15 protein-coding genes and 2 pseudogenes are annotated in these 18694 nt (G+C 71.4%); 12 read left to right on the top strand and 5 right to left on the bottom strand.

Annotated features, from left to right (window positions below):
* Nucleotides 1–20: 20 nt before the first annotated feature.
* The 5 genes from C3V41_RS05900 to C3V41_RS13085 are packed head-to-tail and all read left to right on the top strand — an operon-like array spanning nucleotide 21 to nucleotide 3462.
* Nucleotides 21–2306 carry an FtsK/SpoIIIE domain-containing protein gene (locus C3V41_RS05900; RefSeq protein WP_106109490.1) on the top strand — a complete coding sequence of 762 codons (2286 nt, stop codon included), beginning with the start codon at nucleotides 21–23 and terminating at the stop codon, nucleotides 2304–2306.
* A gap of 3 nt (nucleotides 2307–2309) precedes the next feature.
* The gene (locus C3V41_RS05905) at nucleotides 2310–2564 is read left to right on the top strand and encodes a hypothetical protein (protein ID WP_106109491.1); all 255 of its coding nucleotides are present in this window, start codon (nucleotides 2310–2312) and stop codon (nucleotides 2562–2564) included.
* Nucleotides 2565–2576: 12 nt separating this feature from the next.
* Nucleotides 2577–2840 (top strand): hypothetical protein, encoded by a 264-nt coding sequence (locus tag C3V41_RS05910; RefSeq protein WP_106109492.1) that lies wholly within the window; start codon nucleotides 2577–2579, stop codon nucleotides 2838–2840.
* Between the two features lie 2 nt (nucleotides 2841–2842).
* A complete protein-coding gene (locus C3V41_RS05915) occupies nucleotides 2843–3130 on the top strand; it encodes a hypothetical protein (protein WP_106109493.1) in 288 nt (95 codons plus the stop codon).
* Nucleotides 3127–3462 (top strand): hypothetical protein, encoded by a 336-nt coding sequence (locus C3V41_RS13085; RefSeq protein ID WP_165271587.1) that lies wholly within the window; start codon nucleotides 3127–3129, stop codon nucleotides 3460–3462. The genes C3V41_RS05915 and C3V41_RS13085 overlap by 4 nt, the downstream gene beginning before the upstream one ends.
* Before the next feature lie 318 nt (nucleotides 3463–3780).
* Here the strand turns inward: C3V41_RS13085 and C3V41_RS05925 are convergent.
* The 3 genes and pseudogenes from C3V41_RS05925 to C3V41_RS13095 form a co-directional block, all read right to left on the bottom strand.
* Nucleotides 3781–4889, bottom strand: a pseudogene (locus C3V41_RS05925) (mannose-1-phosphate guanylyltransferase).
* A 192-nt stretch (nucleotides 4890–5081) separates the two neighbouring features.
* Complete coding sequence (locus C3V41_RS05935) at nucleotides 5082–6140, bottom strand: YihY/virulence factor BrkB family protein (RefSeq protein ID WP_254423704.1); 1059 nt, start codon at nucleotides 6138–6140, stop codon at nucleotides 5082–5084.
* A gap of 212 nt (nucleotides 6141–6352) precedes the next feature.
* The gene (locus C3V41_RS13095; protein WP_217350960.1) at nucleotides 6353–6895 is read right to left on the bottom strand and encodes a 2'-5' RNA ligase family protein; all 543 of its coding nucleotides are present in this window, start codon (nucleotides 6893–6895) and stop codon (nucleotides 6353–6355) included.
* A 259-nt stretch (nucleotides 6896–7154) separates the two neighbouring features.
* Here C3V41_RS13095 and C3V41_RS05945 point away from each other — a divergent pair, with 259 nt between their 5' ends.
* The 5 genes and pseudogenes from C3V41_RS05945 to C3V41_RS05965 all read left to right on the top strand — a co-directional run bounded on the left by C3V41_RS05945 (nucleotide 7155) and on the right by C3V41_RS05965 (nucleotide 13672).
* The gene (locus C3V41_RS05945; RefSeq protein WP_106109497.1) at nucleotides 7155–7994 is read left to right on the top strand and encodes a DeoR/GlpR family DNA-binding transcription regulator; all 840 of its coding nucleotides are present in this window, start codon (nucleotides 7155–7157) and stop codon (nucleotides 7992–7994) included.
* Complete coding sequence (gene galK / locus C3V41_RS05950) at nucleotides 7991–9268, top strand: galactokinase (protein ID WP_106109498.1); 1278 nt, start codon at nucleotides 7991–7993, stop codon at nucleotides 9266–9268. Before C3V41_RS05945 ends, galK begins: the two co-directional genes overlap by 4 nt.
* Before the next feature lie 503 nt (nucleotides 9269–9771).
* On the top strand, nucleotides 9772–10827 hold the full coding sequence (locus C3V41_RS05955) for an efflux RND transporter periplasmic adaptor subunit (RefSeq protein ID WP_106109499.1): 1056 nt from the start codon (nucleotides 9772–9774) through the stop codon (nucleotides 10825–10827).
* A pseudogene (locus tag C3V41_RS13665) lies at nucleotides 10824–11615 on the top strand (ABC transporter ATP-binding protein); the annotation flags it as partial. The gene C3V41_RS05955 and the pseudogene C3V41_RS13665, both read left to right, overlap by 4 nt.
* A gap of 653 nt (nucleotides 11616–12268) precedes the next feature.
* The gene (locus C3V41_RS05965) at nucleotides 12269–13672 is read left to right on the top strand and encodes an ABC transporter permease (RefSeq protein ID WP_106109500.1); all 1404 of its coding nucleotides are present in this window, start codon (nucleotides 12269–12271) and stop codon (nucleotides 13670–13672) included.
* A gap of 37 nt (nucleotides 13673–13709) precedes the next feature.
* Here the strand turns inward: C3V41_RS05965 and C3V41_RS05970 are convergent, their stop codons facing one another.
* Nucleotides 13710–15446: a hypothetical protein gene (locus tag C3V41_RS05970; RefSeq protein ID WP_106109501.1), complete on the bottom strand. Its 1737-nt coding sequence runs from the start codon at nucleotides 15444–15446 to the stop codon at nucleotides 13710–13712.
* Between the two features lie 226 nt (nucleotides 15447–15672).
* Between C3V41_RS05970 and rfbA the strand changes: the two genes are divergently transcribed.
* Nucleotides 15673–16545: a glucose-1-phosphate thymidylyltransferase RfbA gene (gene rfbA, locus C3V41_RS05975; RefSeq protein WP_106109502.1), complete on the top strand. Its 873-nt coding sequence runs from the start codon at nucleotides 15673–15675 to the stop codon at nucleotides 16543–16545.
* Between the two features lie 89 nt (nucleotides 16546–16634).
* The gene (locus tag C3V41_RS05980; RefSeq protein WP_106109503.1) at nucleotides 16635–17516 is read left to right on the top strand and encodes a glycosyltransferase family 2 protein; all 882 of its coding nucleotides are present in this window, start codon (nucleotides 16635–16637) and stop codon (nucleotides 17514–17516) included.
* 41 nt (nucleotides 17517–17557) lie between these two features.
* Here the strand turns inward: C3V41_RS05980 and C3V41_RS05985 are convergent, their stop codons facing one another.
* Complete coding sequence (locus C3V41_RS05985) at nucleotides 17558–18646, bottom strand: acyltransferase family protein (RefSeq protein ID WP_254423705.1); 1089 nt, start codon at nucleotides 18644–18646, stop codon at nucleotides 17558–17560.
* Nucleotides 18647–18694 lie beyond the last annotated feature (48 nt).

The following is an 18694-nucleotide window of genomic DNA, read 5'->3' on the forward strand; positions in this document are numbered from 1 at the left end:
CAGGAATAGGTGGCACGACCATGCCCGTAGCAGACCAGGTCAGCCTGGGCGGGGCCGGTATTGACCTCATTGGACGGGGCAACGTCTGGGTGGAGGACTCCGTCCTGGACGGGGCCTCGCAGGCGGTGGCCCAGGCGCTCATCGCCCTGGCGCTGAGCGGGACCACGCCCGGCCAGCTGGAGGTCATCGTCCTGGACGACTCGCTCACCGGCGTCACCTCCCCCTTCCAGGACGTCAACGGCGGCGGCCAGAAGATCCTGGACGTCCTGCCGGGGCGCGACGACCTCCTGGCCACCCTGGCCTACCTCAGGGCCCACATCCAGGGCGTCAACAACGTGGTCCAGGGGCGCGCCCCCTGCCTGCTGGAGTTCCGCAGGCAGGTGGACTACCCCGTCGAGAGCTTCAAGCTGGTGGTGCTCGCCGCCGACTTCTCCCTGCTGCCCGAGCGGATCCAGAACGAGGTCGCCGTCCTGCTCAAGGCCGGTCCCCGGGCGGGGGTCACGTTCCTCATCCACTCCATGTCCATGGGGGTCAACGAGTTCCTCACCGGCATGTGCACCCACCTCACCTGCCAGGGCACCACCGTCCTGGACGCCTCCGGCAGGCGCCTGGGGCGGGTCCCGGCCCCGGACGCGCAGGAGCTCATCGGCGTCGCCCAGCAGGTCGCCCGCCAGGTGGGCACCACCCCCATGGCGCCCATCGTCTTCAGCACCGTCCAGGACCTGACCCGCCCCTGGAGGGCCTCCAGCGCCGACGGCATCACCTTCTCCCTGGGACGCTACGGCCTGTCCCGGGTCGAGGTGACCCTGGGCGACGAGGTCAACCAGCGCCACAACGTCCTGGTCACCGGGGCCGTCGGGCAGGGCAAGTCCAACCTGGTCTCGGTCATCGTCCACAGCCTGTGCCAGCGCTACAGCCCCGACGAGCTCGAGCTCTACCTGCTGGACTTCAAGGAGGGCGTCACCCTCAAGCCCCTGGCCCCCAACGGGCGGGGCGAGTTCCTGCCCCACGCCCGGGTCCTGGGGCTGGACGCCGACCGTGAGTACGGGGTGCACGTCCTGCGTCACCTCCTGCGGACCTACAGGCGGCGCATGGCCCGCTTCAAGGAGACCGGCGTCCAGTCGATCCGCCAGTACCGCGCGCTCCGCCCGGCCCGCACCATGGCCCGCATACTGGTGGTCATTGACGAGTTCCAGATGCTGTTCGCCGACAACGACTCCCTGGCGCGCGAGGCGGCGGACCTGCTGGTGCGCTCGGTGCGCCTGTTCCGGGCCGCGGGCATTCACCTTCTGCTCGCCTCCCAGACCATCGGCGGGAACATGGCCCTGGCGGGCTCGGCCGGGGACGGCCTGTTCAGCCAGATCCCCGTACGCATTGCCCTGAAGAACTCCCTGACCGAGTCCCACGCCACCCTGGGGGTGCGCAATGACGCGGCCACCCACCTGCGCGCCCGGGAGGCCATTGTCAACTGCGACTACGGGGCCCTGGACGCCAACCGGAAGGTGACTATCGCCTACGCCGACGAGGAGGTCCTCACCCCCCTGCGCGCGCACTGGTGGACGCTGGCGGCCGGCCGCTACCAGGCCCCCGAGGTGTTCAACGGGGAGGCGCCCGTCACCATTGACGCCGACCTGCCGGGCCTGCACGGGACCCGGGTGCCCACGCTCCTGCTGGGGCACCGCGTCGAGGTGGGCACCCCCGTGGAGGCCGTGGCCCTGGAGCCCGGGCTGGGGCGGAACCTGGCCGTCGTCGGCCCCGGGGACCAGGTGGCGGTACTGGTGGCCGCCGCACGGGCGGTCCTGGCCACATCCCCCGCCGGCCTGCTGACCGTCCTGCTGCCCCGGGGCCTGCCCGAGCCGGACCGGGAGGCCGTCCGCGCCCTGGAGGAGGAGTCCTCCCGGGTCGGCTGGCAGACCCGCACCGTCCCGGCCGACGAGGTCAGCGCCTGGGTGGACGAGGCCTTGCTGCGCCCACCCGCCCGCGGCCTGCTCCTGGTGCCGCACTGCGAGCGTCTGCGCGAGGTCCCGGCGTCCCTGGGGGAGCTGCTGCGCGCCCTGCCCCTGGGCGGCACCCACGTCCTGGCGGGCTGGAGCAAGCTGGAGGCGTTCAACGACACGGTGGGCTACGGCGGGGAGAGCTCCTTCGACGTCCGTCTGGCCCTGGGGCTGGACACCCAGTCCACCCGCCGCCTCATGAACGACCCGGTCCTGGAGTGGCGGCCGCGGGCCAACCGCGCCCTGGCCTGGGACGTGGCCGAGACGGCCGCCCCCGTCGTCGTCATCCCCTACACCCGAGCAGAGGAGTAGCCCGTGTCCCTCATGGACGTCATTAAGACCGTCACCGCCATCCAACGCCAGATCGAGGAGCAGCAGGCCCTGCTGGACGGCTTCAGCCGCAGCAACCGCGACAACATGGACACCGTCCGCTCCTGGCTGACCGGCAGCGCCCAGGGCCGCGACCAGAGCATGCTGGCGGCCCTGGAGCGGGCCGAGCGCTCCCTGGAGACGGCCCAGGGCGCACTGGGCCGGGCCAGGGACGCCTCCCAGCACGTGACCACCCTGTAGGAGGGAAGGACAATGAGCGACTCACTCCAGGACGTCATTAACGCGGCCTACCGCATTGGCGACTCCACCCGGGACGTCTGCGACCGGTCCCGCAGCAGCGCCGACAGGCTGGCCCGGCTCGGCCAGGAGCTGGCCGTGGTCACGCGCCCCTCCCGCTCCGGCGGCGAGGCCGCCGCACAGACCATGGAGGCGGTCCGGGCCGTGCGCCAGGCGGTGGTGGCCCTAGGCGCCCTCCGGCGTGAGGTAGACACCTTTGTCAGGGCGGCCCGGCAGTAGCCATGCCCTGGGTCACCAACCCCGTCAGGGAGAGGCTCAGGCGCAGCGCTATAGCCGCGCTGTGCGAGGCCGAGTTCCGGGTCCGCTGCGCGGTCAGCGCAACCGAGGAGGTCGTCTCCAGGACCACCGCCGAGGTGCAGGGGACCGCCCGGGGGGAGCAGCCGCTCCGGGCCTGCCGCTCAGCCCTGGCCATCCAGTCCGCGGCACTAGGTCACCTGGCCAGGGCGCGCGCCCTGGCCCACGAGATCAGTACCCAGGAGTGGGTCGACGAGGACGAGGAGGACACGTGACCAGCACCCTGAGTGAGTCCGTCTCCGAGCTGGGTGCCTGCCTGCAGCTGGTGCAGGGGGGCCGGGGCGCCCTGGTCCTGCTCGACGAGGCGCTGGTCCACATCGACCAGGCCCGGTCGGATCTGGCCGCGCTGGAGGCGGGTGCCGGAGGCGGGCCTGGCACCTGGGGAGCGGCCGGTGACACCGGGAGGGGCGGTTCTACCGGGCAGGAGGAGGGTGCCGCCCTGCAGGAGGCCGACGCCGCCCGCGACCAGGTGTGCAATGCCAGTGCGGGCGCCCTGGGCGACTACTGCCGTGGCGTCGAGGCACTGGTCGAGCACCTGCGGGCCTAGGGCTGGCACCCGGGCCGGGGCGCTCCTGCGGGAGCCGCCTGAGGGTGGTAATGCTGGCACCCGGGCCGGGCCTGGGCCGGGGACACCGCGATGCGAGCACCTGCGGGGCTGGCATCTGGCGGAACATTTTGTGCAGAAGGTAACCGATTGCGCAGAAAGTAACCTGGATTCGTTACTTTCTGCACAAAATGTTACCCTGTGCACAAAATGTTCCTCTGTGCGCGGGGAGGCAATGGGCTACCCCAAGGCCCGGCCAGCCTACGAGCGCCCCCAGCACCCCGGACGCCCCCAGCACCCGGGCACCCCGACGTCGCGCCCTCAGAGCAGCTCGGTCCGCCCCTGGTCACGCAGCCGGTCCACGACCCCCTTGACGGCCTGGGCCCGCTCGGGGGTGGTCACCAGCAGGGCGTCAGGGGTGTCCACGACCACGACCCCCGGCACCCCCAGGAGGACCACCTTACGGCCCGTGGTCGAGGCCACCAGGGCACCGGGGCTGTCCACGGCCTCCACGTCGGCCACCGGGCCGCCCTGGGCGGCGCCGTCGAGCACGGCCACCCCGGCGGCCGGTCCCTGTCCGCGCGGCGCCAGGAGGTCGTGGAGGGCGTCAAAGCCGCCCACGTCGTCCCAGCCCATGGCGGCGGGCACGGTGGCCACTCCCCCGGCGGCGGCGACCGGCTCGGCAATGGCGTGGTCAATGGCGATCCGCTCCAGGCCCGGCCAGGTGGCGTCCAGGACCTCCTGGCGTGCCGGGGTGTCCCAGGCGGCGGCAATGGCTTCCACGCCCGCGGCCAGGTCGGGGCGCTGGGCGGCCAGGTGGTCCAGGAGGACCCCGGCGCGGGCCACGAACATCCCGGCGTTCCAGCGGTAGTCGCCGGTGGCCAGGTAGCGGGCGGCGGTGGCGGCGTCGGGCTTCTCGGTGAAGCCCAGCACCACCCGTCCGTCCGGGGCGCCCGGGACGTCGGTGGGGCCCCCGGCGTGGATGTAGCCGAAGGCGGTGGAGGGGCCGGTGGCCTCGATACCGATGGTCACCACCCAGCCCTGCCCGGCCAGGGCGGCGGCCTGGTGCACGGCCCGGGTGAAGGCGGCCTCGTCGGCAATGGTCTGGTCGGCGGCGAAGGAGCCGACCACGGCGTCGCGCCCGTGCCGGGAGGCGATGACGGCGGCGGCCAGGCCGATGGCGGCCATGGAGTCGCGCGGGGAGGGCTCGGCCAGGAGGTTGTCCCGGGGGACGTCGGGAAGCTGGCTGGCCACGGCGTCCACGTGAGCGACGCCGGTGACCACCGTCACCGAGGCGGCTACCGGTGCCAGGCGTGCCACCGTGCCCTGGATGAGGGAGCGGCCCGCACCGGTGAGGTCCAGGAGGAACTTGGGGCGCTGGCGGCGGCTCAGCGGCCACAGCCTCGTCCCCGCCCCCCGGCGGGGATAATGGCGTGGACGAGGCGGTCGGCGGGCGCCCCGGCACCGGCGCCCGTGGTGGCGTCACGACTGGTGGCGTCGTGGCTGGTGTCGGTGAGGGCCCCGGCGGTGCGGGCGGGGCCCGCGGCAGAGGCGGGGGCGCCGGTGTCGGCGGCGTCAGCGATGGAGGCGGTGGAGGCGGCGGTCTGGCTCACGCCCCCAGGCTACCGGGCCCGCTGGCCCTCCTCCGTCGCCCCGCCCTGGGGCGCGAGGACCGCCCTGTCCACCCCCACCGATCCGGTCAGGCCCTGGTGGGGCCACCTGAGCGTGGCGGGCACGGAGAGGGTGACGTAGTTGGGCCGCTCGTGGGCGTGGACCTCCTGGGGGCTGGCCACCGCCTGCAGCCGGGGCGGGTTGGCGATCCAGGCCCCCGTCAGCAGCACCACGCGCCCCATGAGGTGGAGCCACAGGACGAGGATCGCCGGGGTGGCGAAGGAGGCCAGCAGCGGGTTGTCGGCCGAGCGGGCCACCACCCCCACGCCCACCTGCCTGATCACCCCGAAGAGCACGCTGCCCAGCGCAGCGCCCTCAACCAGGTCGCGCCACGGCGGACGCACCCCCGCGCACAGCACCAGCACGGCCAGGACCGCGGCGTCAATGAGGAAGGAGGACCCCACCCCCAGCAGCCAGCCGCCCCAGTCGGTCGCCCAGGCCGGCAGCTCCAGCCTCGCCCCCAGGGAGGCGGGCAGCCTCGTGGTGGCCACCGACGCGACCGTCGTGGCCGCGACGCCCACCGCCACCCCCAGGAAGGCCACGAGGCTCCACGCCTGGGTGACCACGGGGTGACGCGGGTTGTAGACCAGGCCGAAGACCACCCGCAGCGCCGCCGACACCGCCCGCATGAGCCCCGTCGCCGAGTAGAGCAGGGCGACGGCGGCCAGCGCCGAGCCCCAGGTCAGCGCCGAGCCCCAGGTCAGCGACTGGAGGCTCAGCACCCCTGTCCCGTCGCCGGTGTCAATGAGACCGGGGACGGCGCCGTTCACCTCTCGGACGACAGCGTCCCGCCAGGCGGGACGGTGGGCGAGGACGGCCATGAGCGTGGTGGCCCCCAGGGTCAGGACCGCGAAGGCGGAGAACAGCCCCGTGTAGGCGATGCCCCCGGCCAGCAGGGAGCCGTTAGCCGTGGAGTAGCGGGTCAGGGCCCGGGCGAGGCGGGTGGAGCGCAGGCGCACCACGGCGGGCCCCAGGACGCGCCGGTATGCGGCAGCCGCCCGGCCCGCCACCTGGCTAGACCAGGTAGCCCCGGGCCCCCGGCCTCCGGCACCCCCGGTGGAGGCGGCCGGTGGGTCAGCGTCTACCCGGGCACCAGCCGCCCGACCTCCGGCACCCCCAGGGCCCTCAGCACCCTCAGCATCCCCGGGCCCACCAGCCCGAGCCCGCCCCGCGGCTGCATCGCCCCCCGCGGCCGCGCCGCCGTCCCGAACCACCATCCACCTCACCCCTTATCAAGCGCGCCCAGAGGCAGGGAGCGCAGGTAGGTGGACGAGCCGTCGGCCCCGAGCTCGTGGAGGTGGAGGTGCTCGACGACGAACACCGCCTCGATCCCCCGCCCCACCCGGGCGGCCCGGTCCTGGGCCCGGTGGTCAGGCAGGTGGGCGAGGGTGACGTGCGGGTGGTAGGGGAACCTGAGCTCCCCGCACAGGGGGCCGTCGGCGGAGCGGACCCGCGCCTGGAGGTCGGTGCACTCCCGCGCCCCCTGCGTCAGGGCCAGGTAGACCACGGGACTGACCGGCTCAAAGCTCTCCACCCCCGCCAGGTGCACGGTGAAGGCCGGCACCCCGGTGAGCGTGGTGCGCAGGAAGCTGGTGACGGCGGGCAGGCCGTCGGCGGGGACCAGGGTGGGCGGCAGGATGGTGACGTGCGGGGCGGTGTGCGCCAGCGGGTCCCCGGCGGCGGCCCGGGCGCTGCGGACCTGGGACGCCCAGGGCTCGGGGACGGGGACGGTCAGCCCGATGACGCGCTCGCGGTCAGTGGGCACGGGAAGATCCATTAGGTCCCCTCCTGGTCCGTGGGCGCTGGTCCGCGCGCGGGAGGGCCGGAGCCGTCCGCACGGTCGGCGGTCACGATACCGTGCGCGGCTGACGCCGCTGCGCAACACGAGGTGTGTGCTCCTTCCCTCCTGCTCCCTGTTCGTTTCTGAGCGGCAATGTTTGAGTTTGCGTGATTTTAGGGCGCGAACCTGGCAGACTGTGTCTGTGACCACCTCCAGCCCCGACCCGCGCACCGCCGGACCAGGCATGCTTGCCCGCCAGCGCCAGGAGTACATCCTGGAGCAGGTGTCCGCCACCGGCGGGGTGCGGGTCGCCGAGGTCGTGGCGGCCTTGGGCATCTCGGAGATGACGGTCCGCCGGGACATTACCGAGCTCGTGGCCCAGGGGCTGGTCGAGCGCGTCCACGGGGGCGCCGTCGCCGCTGGCCCCACCAGCATGGAGCCCCGCTTCACCGCCAAGTCCACGCTCCACCTCGACGCCAAGCGGCGCATTGGCGCGGCCACCGCCGCCCTCCTGCGACCGGGGGACGCCCTGGCCCTGTCGGCGGGCACCACCACCCTGGCCGTGGCCCAGGCCCTGACCACCCTGCCCCACCTGGGGACCCTGACCGTCATCACCAACTCCCTGCCCGCCGCCCAGCTCCTCTTTGACGCCGCCGACGCCGCCCGCGCCGAGTCCCGCGACGCACCCACCGTCCTGCTCACCGGTGGTGAGCGCACGCCGTCCAACGCCCTGGTCGGGCTGCCGGCCATTGACATGCTGCGCGCCCTGCGCGTGGAGTGGGTGGTGCTCGGGGCGCACGGCTTCACCCCCGAGGCGGGCCTCATGACCCCCAACCTCCAGGAGGCGGCCGTCAACCAGGCCCTCCTGGCCTCAGGGCGCACCGCCGTGGCCGTCCTGGACGCCAGCAAGTGGGGGATCCTGGGGCTGCGCTCCTTCTGCCCGACCAGGGACATCGGCGTCCTGGTGACCGACTCCCGGCCGGACGCCAGGACGACGGCGGCCCTGGACGAGTCAGGCACCACCCTCATTGTCGCCGACCCGCTGCCCGCACCTGACAACCACACCACCCGGAGGACCTCATGACCACCACCAGCTCCCCCGTCTTCTCCCCCGCGCTCAGCGCCGAGCAGGGGCGGGAGGCGGCCACCGACCTGTTCCGCACGGCCCTGGGAGGTGAGCCCGACGGCGTCTGGTACGCCCCCGGGCGGGTCAACATTATCGGCGAGCACACCGACTACAACGGCGGCCTGGCCCTGCCGATCGCCCTGCCGCACCGCGCCCACCTGGCCCTGCGCGCCCGCGAGGACCGCACTGTGCGCCTGGTCTCCTCCCAGGCCCGGGCGGTGGAGGTCCTGGACCTGGACCGTATCGGCCCCAAGGGCACACCCGGGGAGATCCCTCACTGGGCGGCCTACGTCGCCGGGGTCGCCTGGGCGCTGGAGCGCGACGGCCTGGGCCCGCTGCCGGGCTTCGACGCCGCCCTGGTCTCCTGCGTGCCGCTGGGCGCGGGACTGTCCTCCTCCGCGGCACTGGAGTGCGCCACGGCGGTGGCCCTGGACGAGGTGGCGGGCCTGGCCCTGGCAGGTCCGGCGCAGGCGCCCACGGACGTCGGACGCGCCCGCCTGGTGGAGGCCTGCGTGCGGGCGGAGAACGAGGTGGCCGGCGCCCCCACCGGGGGCATGGACCAGTCCGCCTCCCTGCGCGCCCGGGCCGGGCACGCCCTGGAGCTGGACTGCCGCGACGGGTCGGTGGAGCACGTCCCCTTCGACCTGGACGCGCAGGGCCTGGCGCTGCTGGTGATCGACACCAGGGCCGAGCACTCCCTGGTGGACGGCCAGTACGGGGCCCGGCGGGCGGCCTGCGAGCGGGCGGCCCAGCTGCTGGGCGTGGAGCTCCTGGCCGACGTCCCCCGAGACGGCCTGGAGGAGGCCCTGGGGCGCCTGGGGGCCAGCGGCGAGGAGGACGCCGACGTCCTGGTGCGACGCACCCGGCACGTGGTCACCGAGATCGCCCGCACCCGTGAGCTGGTGGCCCTGCTCCAGGACGGGCGGGCCCTGGCGGGTGAGAAGCTGGCCGCGGCCGGGGCCCTCATGGACGCCTCCCACGAGTCCCTGCGCGTGGACTACGAGGTGACCGTCCCCGAGCTCGACGTGGCCTGCCAGGCAGCCCGGGACGCGGGGGCCCACGGGGCCCGCATGACCGGCGGAGGCTTTGGCGGCAGCGCGATCGCGCTGGTGGACGCGGGTACGGTCCAGGACGTGGCGCGCGCCGTCGTCACCGCCTACGCGCGCCAGGACCTGGGTGTCCCGGCCTTCCTGGACGCCGTCCCCAGTGCCCCGGCAGGCCGCCTGGCCTGAGGGCCCCGCACGGCCCCACAGCGCGGCCCCACCCCGTCCGCCTCCAGCCCACCCGCCTCCTCCCACCGCGAGAACGGTACTTATTGCTCGTGAGAACGGTACTTATTGCTCGTGAGAACGGTACTTGTTCGCCGTGAGAACGGTACTTATTCGTCGTGAGAACGGACGGCGTCCGCCGCACCCGTTCTGACCTGCGCGGACGTACCGACCCGGAGCCCTTGCGCGACTCAGGTGAACATGTGCTCGCACACGGGAGGCAGGCCGGCCCCGCCCCCGGTCAGGTCCCTACGGTGCGGGGGAACCTGGGTAGAGTGGGCGTCGTCCGGTCCGGCGTCGCCCCCGCCCGGCCCCCGGACCAGCCCTCTTGTGGAGTACACCGCGCCCGGTTCCGTGAATCCTCCTCCGGGAGGAGGGACCGACTGGCAGCGGGGCACCTACTCTTCGGGGGTACCGCCGCGCTGGTCCCACGTCGGCGTCCGACCGTCCCTGCTGAGGAGCACGCAGTGAAGCGCTACGTCCTGCCCACGATCAAGATCCTCCTGACCCTGGTGATCGCCGTGGCACTGACCAAGATCGCCTTCTTCCCCAGCCAGGAGGAGGGCACGACGGCAGGCATCACCCCGGGATTCGAGGTCACCACCCAGACCACGCTGGCAAAGAAGGGTGATATCACCAACATTATCGAGGTCAAGGGCAAGATCGTCGAGGACGCCGCCGTGACAGCCCTCGCCACCCTCTCGGGCACCGTGGAGTCCCTGTCCGTGGACAAGGGCGGCTACGTCGAGGCGGGAGCGGCCCTGCTGACCATTAAGAAGGTCGAGAGGCAGGAGCCGGTCACCCGCACGGACGAGGACGGCAGGGTCACCACCACCGAGGTCCCGGACAAGGTCACCCGCGCCGCGGTCTACGCCCCGGTCTCCGGGACGGTCTCATTCAACGTGATCAAGGACCAGGAGACGTCCGTGGGCATGACGGTGGCCTCCGTGACCCCGGGGACCTTCTCCGCCACGGGCACCATCACCGCCTCCCAGCAGTACCAGCTCGTCAACGCCCCCACCCAGGCCACCCTCACCATTGAGGGCGGGGCGGCGCCCTTCACCTGCGACAACCTGAGGATCGGCACCAAGCCCACCACCTCCACCACCACCAGCCAGGACGGCACCACCACCACGACCACCGGTGACGGCACCAGCGTGGAGGTGCGCTGCCCGGTGCCTGCGGACCAGAAGGTGTTCCCGGGCCTGACGGTCAGTATCGGCGTGGACGCTGGCAGCGCCACGGGGGCCCTGCTGGTGCCGGTCACCGCGGTGGAGGGCACCGTGCTCAAGGGCAACGTCTGGGTGGTCACCGACCCCGCCAAGCCCGACGCCGCCGAGAAGCGCGAGGTCACCCTGGGTATTACCGACGGCACCAACGTCCAGGTCACTGACGGCCTGTCCGAGGGTGACGAGATTCTCCTGTTCGTGCCCAACAAGGACACGGTTCGCACCGGCAAGCCCAACACCTGCGAGGCGGACATGTCTGTGTGCTACGACGACAACGGCAAGGAGATCCTGTGAGCCCCCTGCTGTCGCTGCGGGGGCTGACCCGTACCTTCCAGGTGCCGCACGCCCCTGACCTGCACATCCTCACCGGGGTGGACCTGGACGTAGAGCCCGGGGAGCACATTGCGATCGTGGGGCGCTCGGGCACCGGCAAGTCCACCCTGCTCAATATCCTGGGCCTGATCGACCAGCCGACGTCGGGCACCTACACCCTGGAGGACCAGGACGCCACCCGCCTGTCCGAGGGACGCCGGGCCCGTCTGCGGGGAGCCACCTTCGGCTTCGTGTTCCAGTCCTTCAACCTCATTGAGGGCCTGAGCACCACCGAGAACGTGGCGGCCCCCCTGCTGTACGACACCGGCAGGTCCTTCTGGACCCGTACCGCCCGGGCAGGCGAGCTGCTCGACGCCGTCGGCCTGGGAGACAAGGTCGACTCACCGATCGGGCTCCTGTCCGGTGGTGAGCAGCAGCGGGTGGCCATCGCCCGGGCCATTGCCCGCCAGCCCCGGGTCATCCTGGCCGACGAGCCCACCGGGGCGCTGGACGTGGACACGGGTACCGCCGTCATGGAGCTCCTGGAGGCCCAGTGCGCCCAGAGGGGAGCGGCCCTGATCATTATCACCCACGACCTGGCTGTGGCCGCACGCGCCTCCACCCAGTACCGCCTGGACCACGGCGTGCTCACCCAGGTCACAGTCACCCGGCACCGGGTGGGGACCCTGGAGGAGTTCGGCGAGGCAGTAGCCCCGTCCTCGGCCCCTGCGCCCGGCCCCTCGGCCGCCTCCAGCCCCTCGGCCCGCTCCGCCCCATCGGCCGGGTCCGGGCCTGTCCCGCCACGGGTGGCCCCGGCTGTCAGGCCACAGCTGGCTACGCCCCGGTCGGCACCCTCGCCCGCCTCCAGCCCCTCGGCCGCCTCCAGCCCCTCGGCCCGCTCCGCCCCATCGGCCCAGTCGGCACCACCAGCCGCACCACGACCGGCTGCCTCCAGCCCCTCGGCCTCCTCGGCCCAGTCCGCCCCCGCAATGACGTCGGCGCCAGGAGACGGCCCCAGTCCCGGCAACGGCCCTGCGCCCCGCAACGGCCCCAGACCCAGGGGCGGCCCCGCGCCCGCCCGCGCCCCCCGCCAGGTGCCCGCGACCAGCCGGACCCCCCTGGCCAGGCGCGTCCCCGCACGGCCCAGGCCCCCGGCCACCCCGGCGCCAGCGACCTCACCCCCGCCCACCGTGGAACCAGTGGAGCCAGCGGCCTCACCCCCGCCCACGCCGCCGACCCCGGGGTCAGCGGAGAGGCCTGTCACGCCCCCCTCAGCCCCGACTCCCGCTCCGGCCCCCAAGCCCGTACCCAGGCCTGACGCCAGCGCCCCGGCCTCGGGCGGGCCACAGCCTCCCACCACCAGCAGGCCACAGCCTCCCACCACCCAGGATCTTCAGGACACCCAGAAGATTGGAGTCGTGCCGTGAAGGGCCTGAGCAACGTCAACAGAATCCTCACCGGACTGGTGGGTGCGGTCAGCGAGGCCTGGGCCCAGCTGCGTATCGGCAGGCTGCGGGTGCTCCTGTCCCTGGTCGGCGTGGCCGTGGCGGTGGCCGCCATGACCTTTGTCATCGCCCTGGGGCAGGTGACCGTCTCAGCCGTGAACAGGCTCAACGAGTCCCACACGGGACGTCCCGGGACCGTCAGCATTATGGTCTCCCCTACCGGCAAGGGGACGGACGCCTCGGGTGACAGCGACTCCTCGGGGTCCTCCTCCGGGTCAACCCCCTCCGGGCCGGGCACCTCCTCGGGCACCTCCCCGGACGGTCCCGCGGGCGGTACGGGCGCACAGGCCGGCTCCCGCCCCGGGCTGGGCGCGGCGGACGTGGTACGGGCCCAGAGCTCCTTCGTCGAGCGCTACCAGGTCAAGGCCTGGGCCACCCACTACGACCAGAACCTGCGGGTCGCCTTCCCCAGCGGGGGACGCACCGTGCACACCCAGGTGGTGAGCCTCCAGTACGGCATCCTCCACCACACCGACGTGGCCCAGGGGCGCTGGTTCTCCGCCGAGGACGCCGACGACCTCTCCCCCTCCATTATCGTCTCCCAGGGCTTCCTGGAGCAGCTGGGCCTCAAGCGGCTCACCGGGCCGGTCCAGGTGCGCGCCTACGCCCCCACGCCCATGACCTACACGATCGTGGGGGTCCTCAAGCCCGAGAAGAGGGAGAGCTGCCAGACCTCCGGCCCCGACGAGACGCCCTGCGCGCAGCCGCTGATGGCCATGGTCCTCAATACACCCTATGAGCGCATGCTGCCCACGAACGTGGAGCGGGCTACTCCCGTCCTGGAGATCTGGGCCGGTCAGGACGGTGCCGACCAGCGCGTCATCGAGCTGGCCAAGCAGGACTTCAACGCGGCCTTCGGGGCGGGGTCCACCCGGGCCGAGTCCAACGTGGACCAGGGTGCCACCACCTCGTCGTCCAGCACCTTCACCAAGGTGGTCACCATCGCGGGGGTGTGCGTCATGCTCATGGGGGTCCTGGGGCTGGTGAACATCTCCATGGTGACCGTGCGCCAGCGCATCCACGAGATCGGGGTGAGGCGGGCCTTCGGGGCCACCAGCAGACGCATCTTCTTCTCCATTATGCTGGAGTCGGTGGTGGCCACGGTCGTGGCCGGCGTGATCGGGATCGGGATCGCGATCGTGGGGATGCGCCTGGCCCCCCTGGAGACGATCCTCCGCCTCCCGGTCCCCACCCGGCCGCCGTTCCCCATGAGCGCGGCGCTCATCGGCCTGGCGGCGGCCACCGGCGTGGGGGCGCTGGCAGGCGCCGTCCCCGCCCTGGTGGCGGTGCGGATCCGTCCTATCGACGCCATCCGCTACTAAGAGAGGCGTCGGCAACGAGCCGAGCAGAAAGCCCGGCTCAGTCGTCAACGGCGATAATCTCCACCTTCTGGCCCGGGGCCCGGCAGCCCTCGACCCACAGACGCGCGTCAGTCCGCCGGCTCTTGCTGGTGTAGACGGTCGCGTCCTTCCCCCAGGCCTCGAACACGCCGCACACCCGCCCGTAGTAGTCCCTGGCCGAGGTGTAGGCGTAGATGCGCACCTCCTTGTCCGTGGGGGCGCTGAACTGGATCATGAACCTGTTGCGGTCCATATCGACCAGCAGCTCGGTCGAGGCCTTGTAGAACATGGCCGCCCCTCCCTGCTCCTTGTCGAACACCCGGGCAAACACGTCGTCCTCGTGGTTCATGACCTCCACCGGGGCGAATACCGCCCAGTTGACCGGGGTGTGGATGGGAGCGACCCAGGAACGCATTCCGTAGTTCTGCAGAGGCAGGCCGACGGCGCAGAGCACCAGCGCGAGGGCAGGCACGATCGTCGCGTGCCGCAACAACGAGCGAGGCCCGGAGCTCCTGTCCTGGGACGCCATCTCGCTAGCCAGCTCAACCGCCAGTATGCTGGCGGTGAACACGTTCACGAGGAGGAGGTACTTGTTGACGTAGTAGCCCATCCCGATCGTGTCCTCGGTGCGCTGGTTGAGGAGGTACACCACCCCGAGGAACGCCCCGCTGAAGACGAGGACTATGGCCAGGCTCCGCTCACGGCTCTGAGGCCGGGCCAGGACGAGCCACAGGCCGCAGAGCATATCGACCAGGATCGCCAGGAGGATAAAGGGCGGGTCCCCGATGTTCCCCCCGTTCGCCCCGAGGACCTCCCCGTACGAGGCGAGCGCCCGCAGGGGGTAGCCGACCGTGAAGGCCAGGAAGCCCAGTGCCGAGACGGTCAGGATGACAAGCTCCTTGCGCTCAGGCCTGCCGCCCTGCGCCCGCAGTGCCTTGCGCCAGCGGACGCCCATGAGAACGCAGAGGACGCCCGGGATAATAGCCACTGGCGGCCAGCACGCCAGAACGAGGGTCGTCGCGCACAGCTCCCAGGCCAGAGCGACACCGGCCCTCTCGTCCTCCGAGTCATAGAGGATCCAGGCGAGCCACAGGACCAGGTAGGTCATGACCACGTTAATGTGGCCGACAATGACCTCGGACCCCAGGACGACGCCGGTGAAGGGGATCCACCCCACGGCCACGACCGCGACCAGACGCCCCAGAGGACGCGCCCGCTGGGTACGTGACCACGTGTACGCGGCCCCCACCAGGCTGGCCAGGGCGCATATCAGGGCGACACTCACGGCGTTACCGGTCATCATGACGCGCAGCGGCGGGTATCCCTTACCGGGCCCGTAGAACAGCGAGGTCACGAGGTTGGCGAGGAACGCCGGGTTGTTGATGTCGTCGATACCGCCCGCCTGGTGGATACGCAGGGAGAGGATCGAGTTGAACACCATGTCCTCACGGGTAAAGTGGGGGGACATACCGTGGTAGCGCACCACATTGGCGATAATGTCGGCGGTGCCCACGACGGCAGAGCAACTCACCGTCGCGACCGCCGCCAGGCGCCTCCACCACCTTGCGCCGCCACGGCTCCCGCGCAGGGCCCTCACCAGATAGTAGGCCGAGATTCCCAGGGAGACCGCTCCGGCCCCTATGAGCACGGTCCCCGAGGAGGTCACCAGGAGCGGGAGAAGCAGGGACAGCCACATCAGGCAGAGCACCCACAGGGTCAGAGCCCTCGCCAGGACGACGTCAACACGTACCCGCATCCGTTACCCCTTCGCTCAGAGTCCCGACGCGGCCTGGATGAGGGCCCGCCGCACACGCCGAGATCATAGGGCATACCCGGCGCCCTGCCGAAACGGAGACGCCGCGCGCACCGGACCGGCTATGCGTTGCACCACATATAATATACTCCGGTGCGGCTTCCCGACGACGTCGCCGAGCACACCCGGCTACCGTGACAGGTGGCATCTTTTAGGACAGACTGGCACCATGCGAGGCATTATCCTGGCCGGCGGCTCCGGCACGCGACTCAACCCGATCACCCTGGGCACCTCCAAGCAGCTCGTACCCGTCTACGACAAGCCGATGATCTACTACCCGTTGAGTACCCTCATGCTCGCGGGCATCCAGAACGTGCTGATCATCACCACACCGCACGACGCCCCCAGCTTCCACCGGCTGCTCGGCGACGGCTCCCAGCTGGGGGTCAGCCTGTCCTACACCGTCCAGGAGGCCCCCGACGGCCTGGCCCAGGCCTTCGTCCTGGGCGCCGACTTCATCGGCTCCGACAGCGCGGCCCTGGTCCTGGGGGACAACATCTTCTACGGCCCCGGCATGGGGACCCAGCTGCGCCGCCACACCAGCCCCGAGGGCGGCGTCGTCTTCGCCTACCAGGTAGCCGACCCCAGCGCCTACGGCGTCGTGGAGTTCGACGCCGACCTCAAGGCCGTCTCCATCGAGGAGAAGCCCGCCTGCCCCAAGAGCGACTACGCCGTCCCCGGCCTATACTTCTACGACAACGACGTCGTGGAGATCGCCAGGAACCTCAGGCCCAGCGCCCGCGGGGAGTACGAGATCACCGACGTCAACCGCACCTACCTGGAGGCCGGGCGCCTGAACGTGGAGGTCCTGCCGCGCGGCACCGCCTGGCTGGACACCGGGACCTTCGACTCCCTGGCCAACGCCACCAGCTTCGTACGCACCATCCAGCACCGCCAGGGGCTCAACATCGGCTGTCCCGAGGAGATCGCCTGGCGTATGGGCTTCATTGACGACGATGGCCTGCGCTCCCGCGCCGAGCCCCTGGTCAAGTCCGGCTACGGCCAGTACCTCCTGGACATCCTCGCCCGGGCCCGGCACTGAGGGGACCGGGCCCCGCGGGTAGCGGGCGCTGCGCCGTCCGCCTCGTGCACCCGGCGACCCACACCTACCACCAAGTAACAAGGACACCCATGATCGATATTATGATCCCCTTCTGGGGCGAGCCTCACTACCTGTACGAGACGGTCCAGGCGGTCCTGTGCCAGACCAGTAGGCACTGGCACCTGACCGTCGTCGACGACTGCTACCCCGACCCGCAGGTCCAGGAGTACTTCAAGGATCTCGCTCACCCCCAGGTGACCTATGTACGCAATGAGAAGAACCTCGGGATCACCGGGAACTACGCCCGCTGCATCGAGCTGGCCTCCGCGGACCTGGTCATGCTCCTAGGGTGCGACGACGTCCTCCTACCGGACTACGTGGCCCGGGTCCTGGCTGACCACAGGCACTTCCCCCAGGCGGACATTATCCAGCCCGGGGTGCAGGTCATTGACTCCTCAGGGACGGTCTCAGGCTCCCTGGCCGACACCGTCAAGCGCCTGACCATGCCACGGACCCGCTCCCCGCGCCTGCTGTCGGGCGAGGACCTGGCGGCCTCGCTGCTGCGCGCCGACTGGCTCTACTGGCCCTCGCTGACCTTCCGTCGTGAGGTGCTCACGCGGACCCCCTTCCGGCCGGGCTTCCCCATTATCCAGGACCTCGCCCTGGTCATTGACGTAGTCGTGGCGGGCGGCTGCCTGCTGCTGGACCCCTACACGTGCTTCGCCTACCGCCGTCACGAGGAGTCCGCCTCCTCCACGGCCCTGTTCGACGGACGCCGCTTCAGCGGTGAGCGCGCCTACTTCGCGCTGGCCGCGGACCTGGTGCGACGCAACGGCTGGTCCAGGGCGGCCCGGGCCGCCCGGTGGCACACGACCTCGCGCGCCCACGCGCTGGCCCTGCTGCCTACCGCGCTGCGCCGCAGGGACACGGACTCAGCACGGATGCTGGCCTCCCACGCCCTGGCCCGTTAGCCGCAGCTGACGCGCGTCGGCCGCGGACAGGCCGGCGCGCGTCAGCGGGCCGCCTGGCGCAGGTCCCCCCAGGGCCTGCGTCCGCGCGACCACCGCATGGCGGCCCGCTCCACCCCCAGCCAGCTGGCCGTGGCCAGGACGATGGTGACCGCCACCGCGACCACGAGCAGGAGAGCGAACCCGTGGCGGTGCAGGCCCAGCAGGACCAGGAACTGGATGACAGGGAAGTGGAAGATGTACACCCCGTAGGAGATGTCGTGGACCCTGGTCACCGCCGGAGAGGGCACGACAGCCCCCAGCCACAGCACCACGTAGGCGATCAGAGGGGAGGCCAGCTGCGGCCCGTAGTCGTTGGAGTACCTGATCAGGGCCACCGCCACTACGGCACAGACAAACGCTATCAGTGGCCGCATGGGAAGACGGTCGCGCAGCTTGTACACCACCGCCCCGCCCATGAAGTAGGGGAACATGAACGACAGCATGCTGAAGTCGTAGCTCTCGTCCACAAAACCGCCGATATAGCCGATCCCGGAGTGCACCCCCACGCTGAGGAGGAACAGCAGGACCGTGGGCCAGACCTTCTCCCGGGTTAGTTTCCAGGACAGGAAGACACCGATAATGATATAGCACCAGAACTCGTAGTACAGGCTCCACAGCGAGCCGTTCCACGCCTTGGGGTAGGGGATGTCGGCCAGCGTCGTGCCGATCTCGTAGGTCATGATCCTCAGCAGAATGTTGCCGTACACGTAGTAACCGGGGGTGACGGGGGTGCTGAAGTAGCCGCGCAGGCTCCCTGTCTCAATGACCTGGGCGATGGGGGCCAGGAAGAAGGCCACGAAGACCAGGGCGAGCAGGAACCCGGGGAAGATCCGGGTGACCCGGTTGAGCAGGTAGCGTCCGGCGTCGGAGCGCTCCCTGGACCCGGTAATGAGGAACCCCGAGATCGCGAAGAACCCCACGACGGCCCAGCTGCCAATGTGCTGCCCCTGCCACTTGATCCCGTCCCCCACCCCGGTAAGGATCTCGGCGTGGGAGTACAGCACCATAAAGGCCAGCAGGAGCCGGATCAGGTTGAGGGAGTTGTCGCGCGACCCCAGGTCACGTGCAGCGAACAAACGGGAGAGTTCCACACGCGGCAGCCTAGTACAGGCGCCTCCGCCGCCTCCGCCGCCAGCCTG

The sequence above is a fragment of the Actinomyces sp. oral taxon 897 genome (assembly GCF_002999235.1).
Lineage (GTDB): Bacteria > Actinomycetota > Actinomycetes > Actinomycetales > Actinomycetaceae > Actinomyces.

What these genes read in the sequence shown, in the direction of transcription:
- C3V41_RS05900 (WP_106109490.1), top strand. Translation starts at nt 21, where the DNA reads ATGCCCGTAGCAGACCAGGTCAGCCTGGGCGGGGCCGGTATTGACCTC.
- C3V41_RS05910 (WP_106109492.1), top strand. Translation starts at nt 2,577, where the DNA reads ATGAGCGACTCACTCCAGGACGTCATTAACGCGGCCTACCGCATTGGC.
- C3V41_RS05915 (WP_106109493.1), top strand. Translation starts at nt 2,843, where the DNA reads ATGCCCTGGGTCACCAACCCCGTCAGGGAGAGGCTCAGGCGCAGCGCT.
- C3V41_RS05945 (WP_106109497.1), top strand. Translation starts at nt 7,155, where the DNA reads ATGCTTGCCCGCCAGCGCCAGGAGTACATCCTGGAGCAGGTGTCCGCC.
- galK (WP_106109498.1), top strand. Translation starts at nt 7,991, where the DNA reads ATGACCACCACCAGCTCCCCCGTCTTCTCCCCCGCGCTCAGCGCCGAG.
- C3V41_RS05970 (WP_106109501.1), bottom strand. Translation starts at nt 15,446, where the DNA reads ATGCGGGTACGTGTTGACGTCGTCCTGGCGAGGGCTCTGACCCTGTGG.
- rfbA (WP_106109502.1), top strand. Translation starts at nt 15,673, where the DNA reads ATGCGAGGCATTATCCTGGCCGGCGGCTCCGGCACGCGACTCAACCCG.
- C3V41_RS05980 (WP_106109503.1), top strand. Translation starts at nt 16,635, where the DNA reads ATGATCGATATTATGATCCCCTTCTGGGGCGAGCCTCACTACCTGTAC.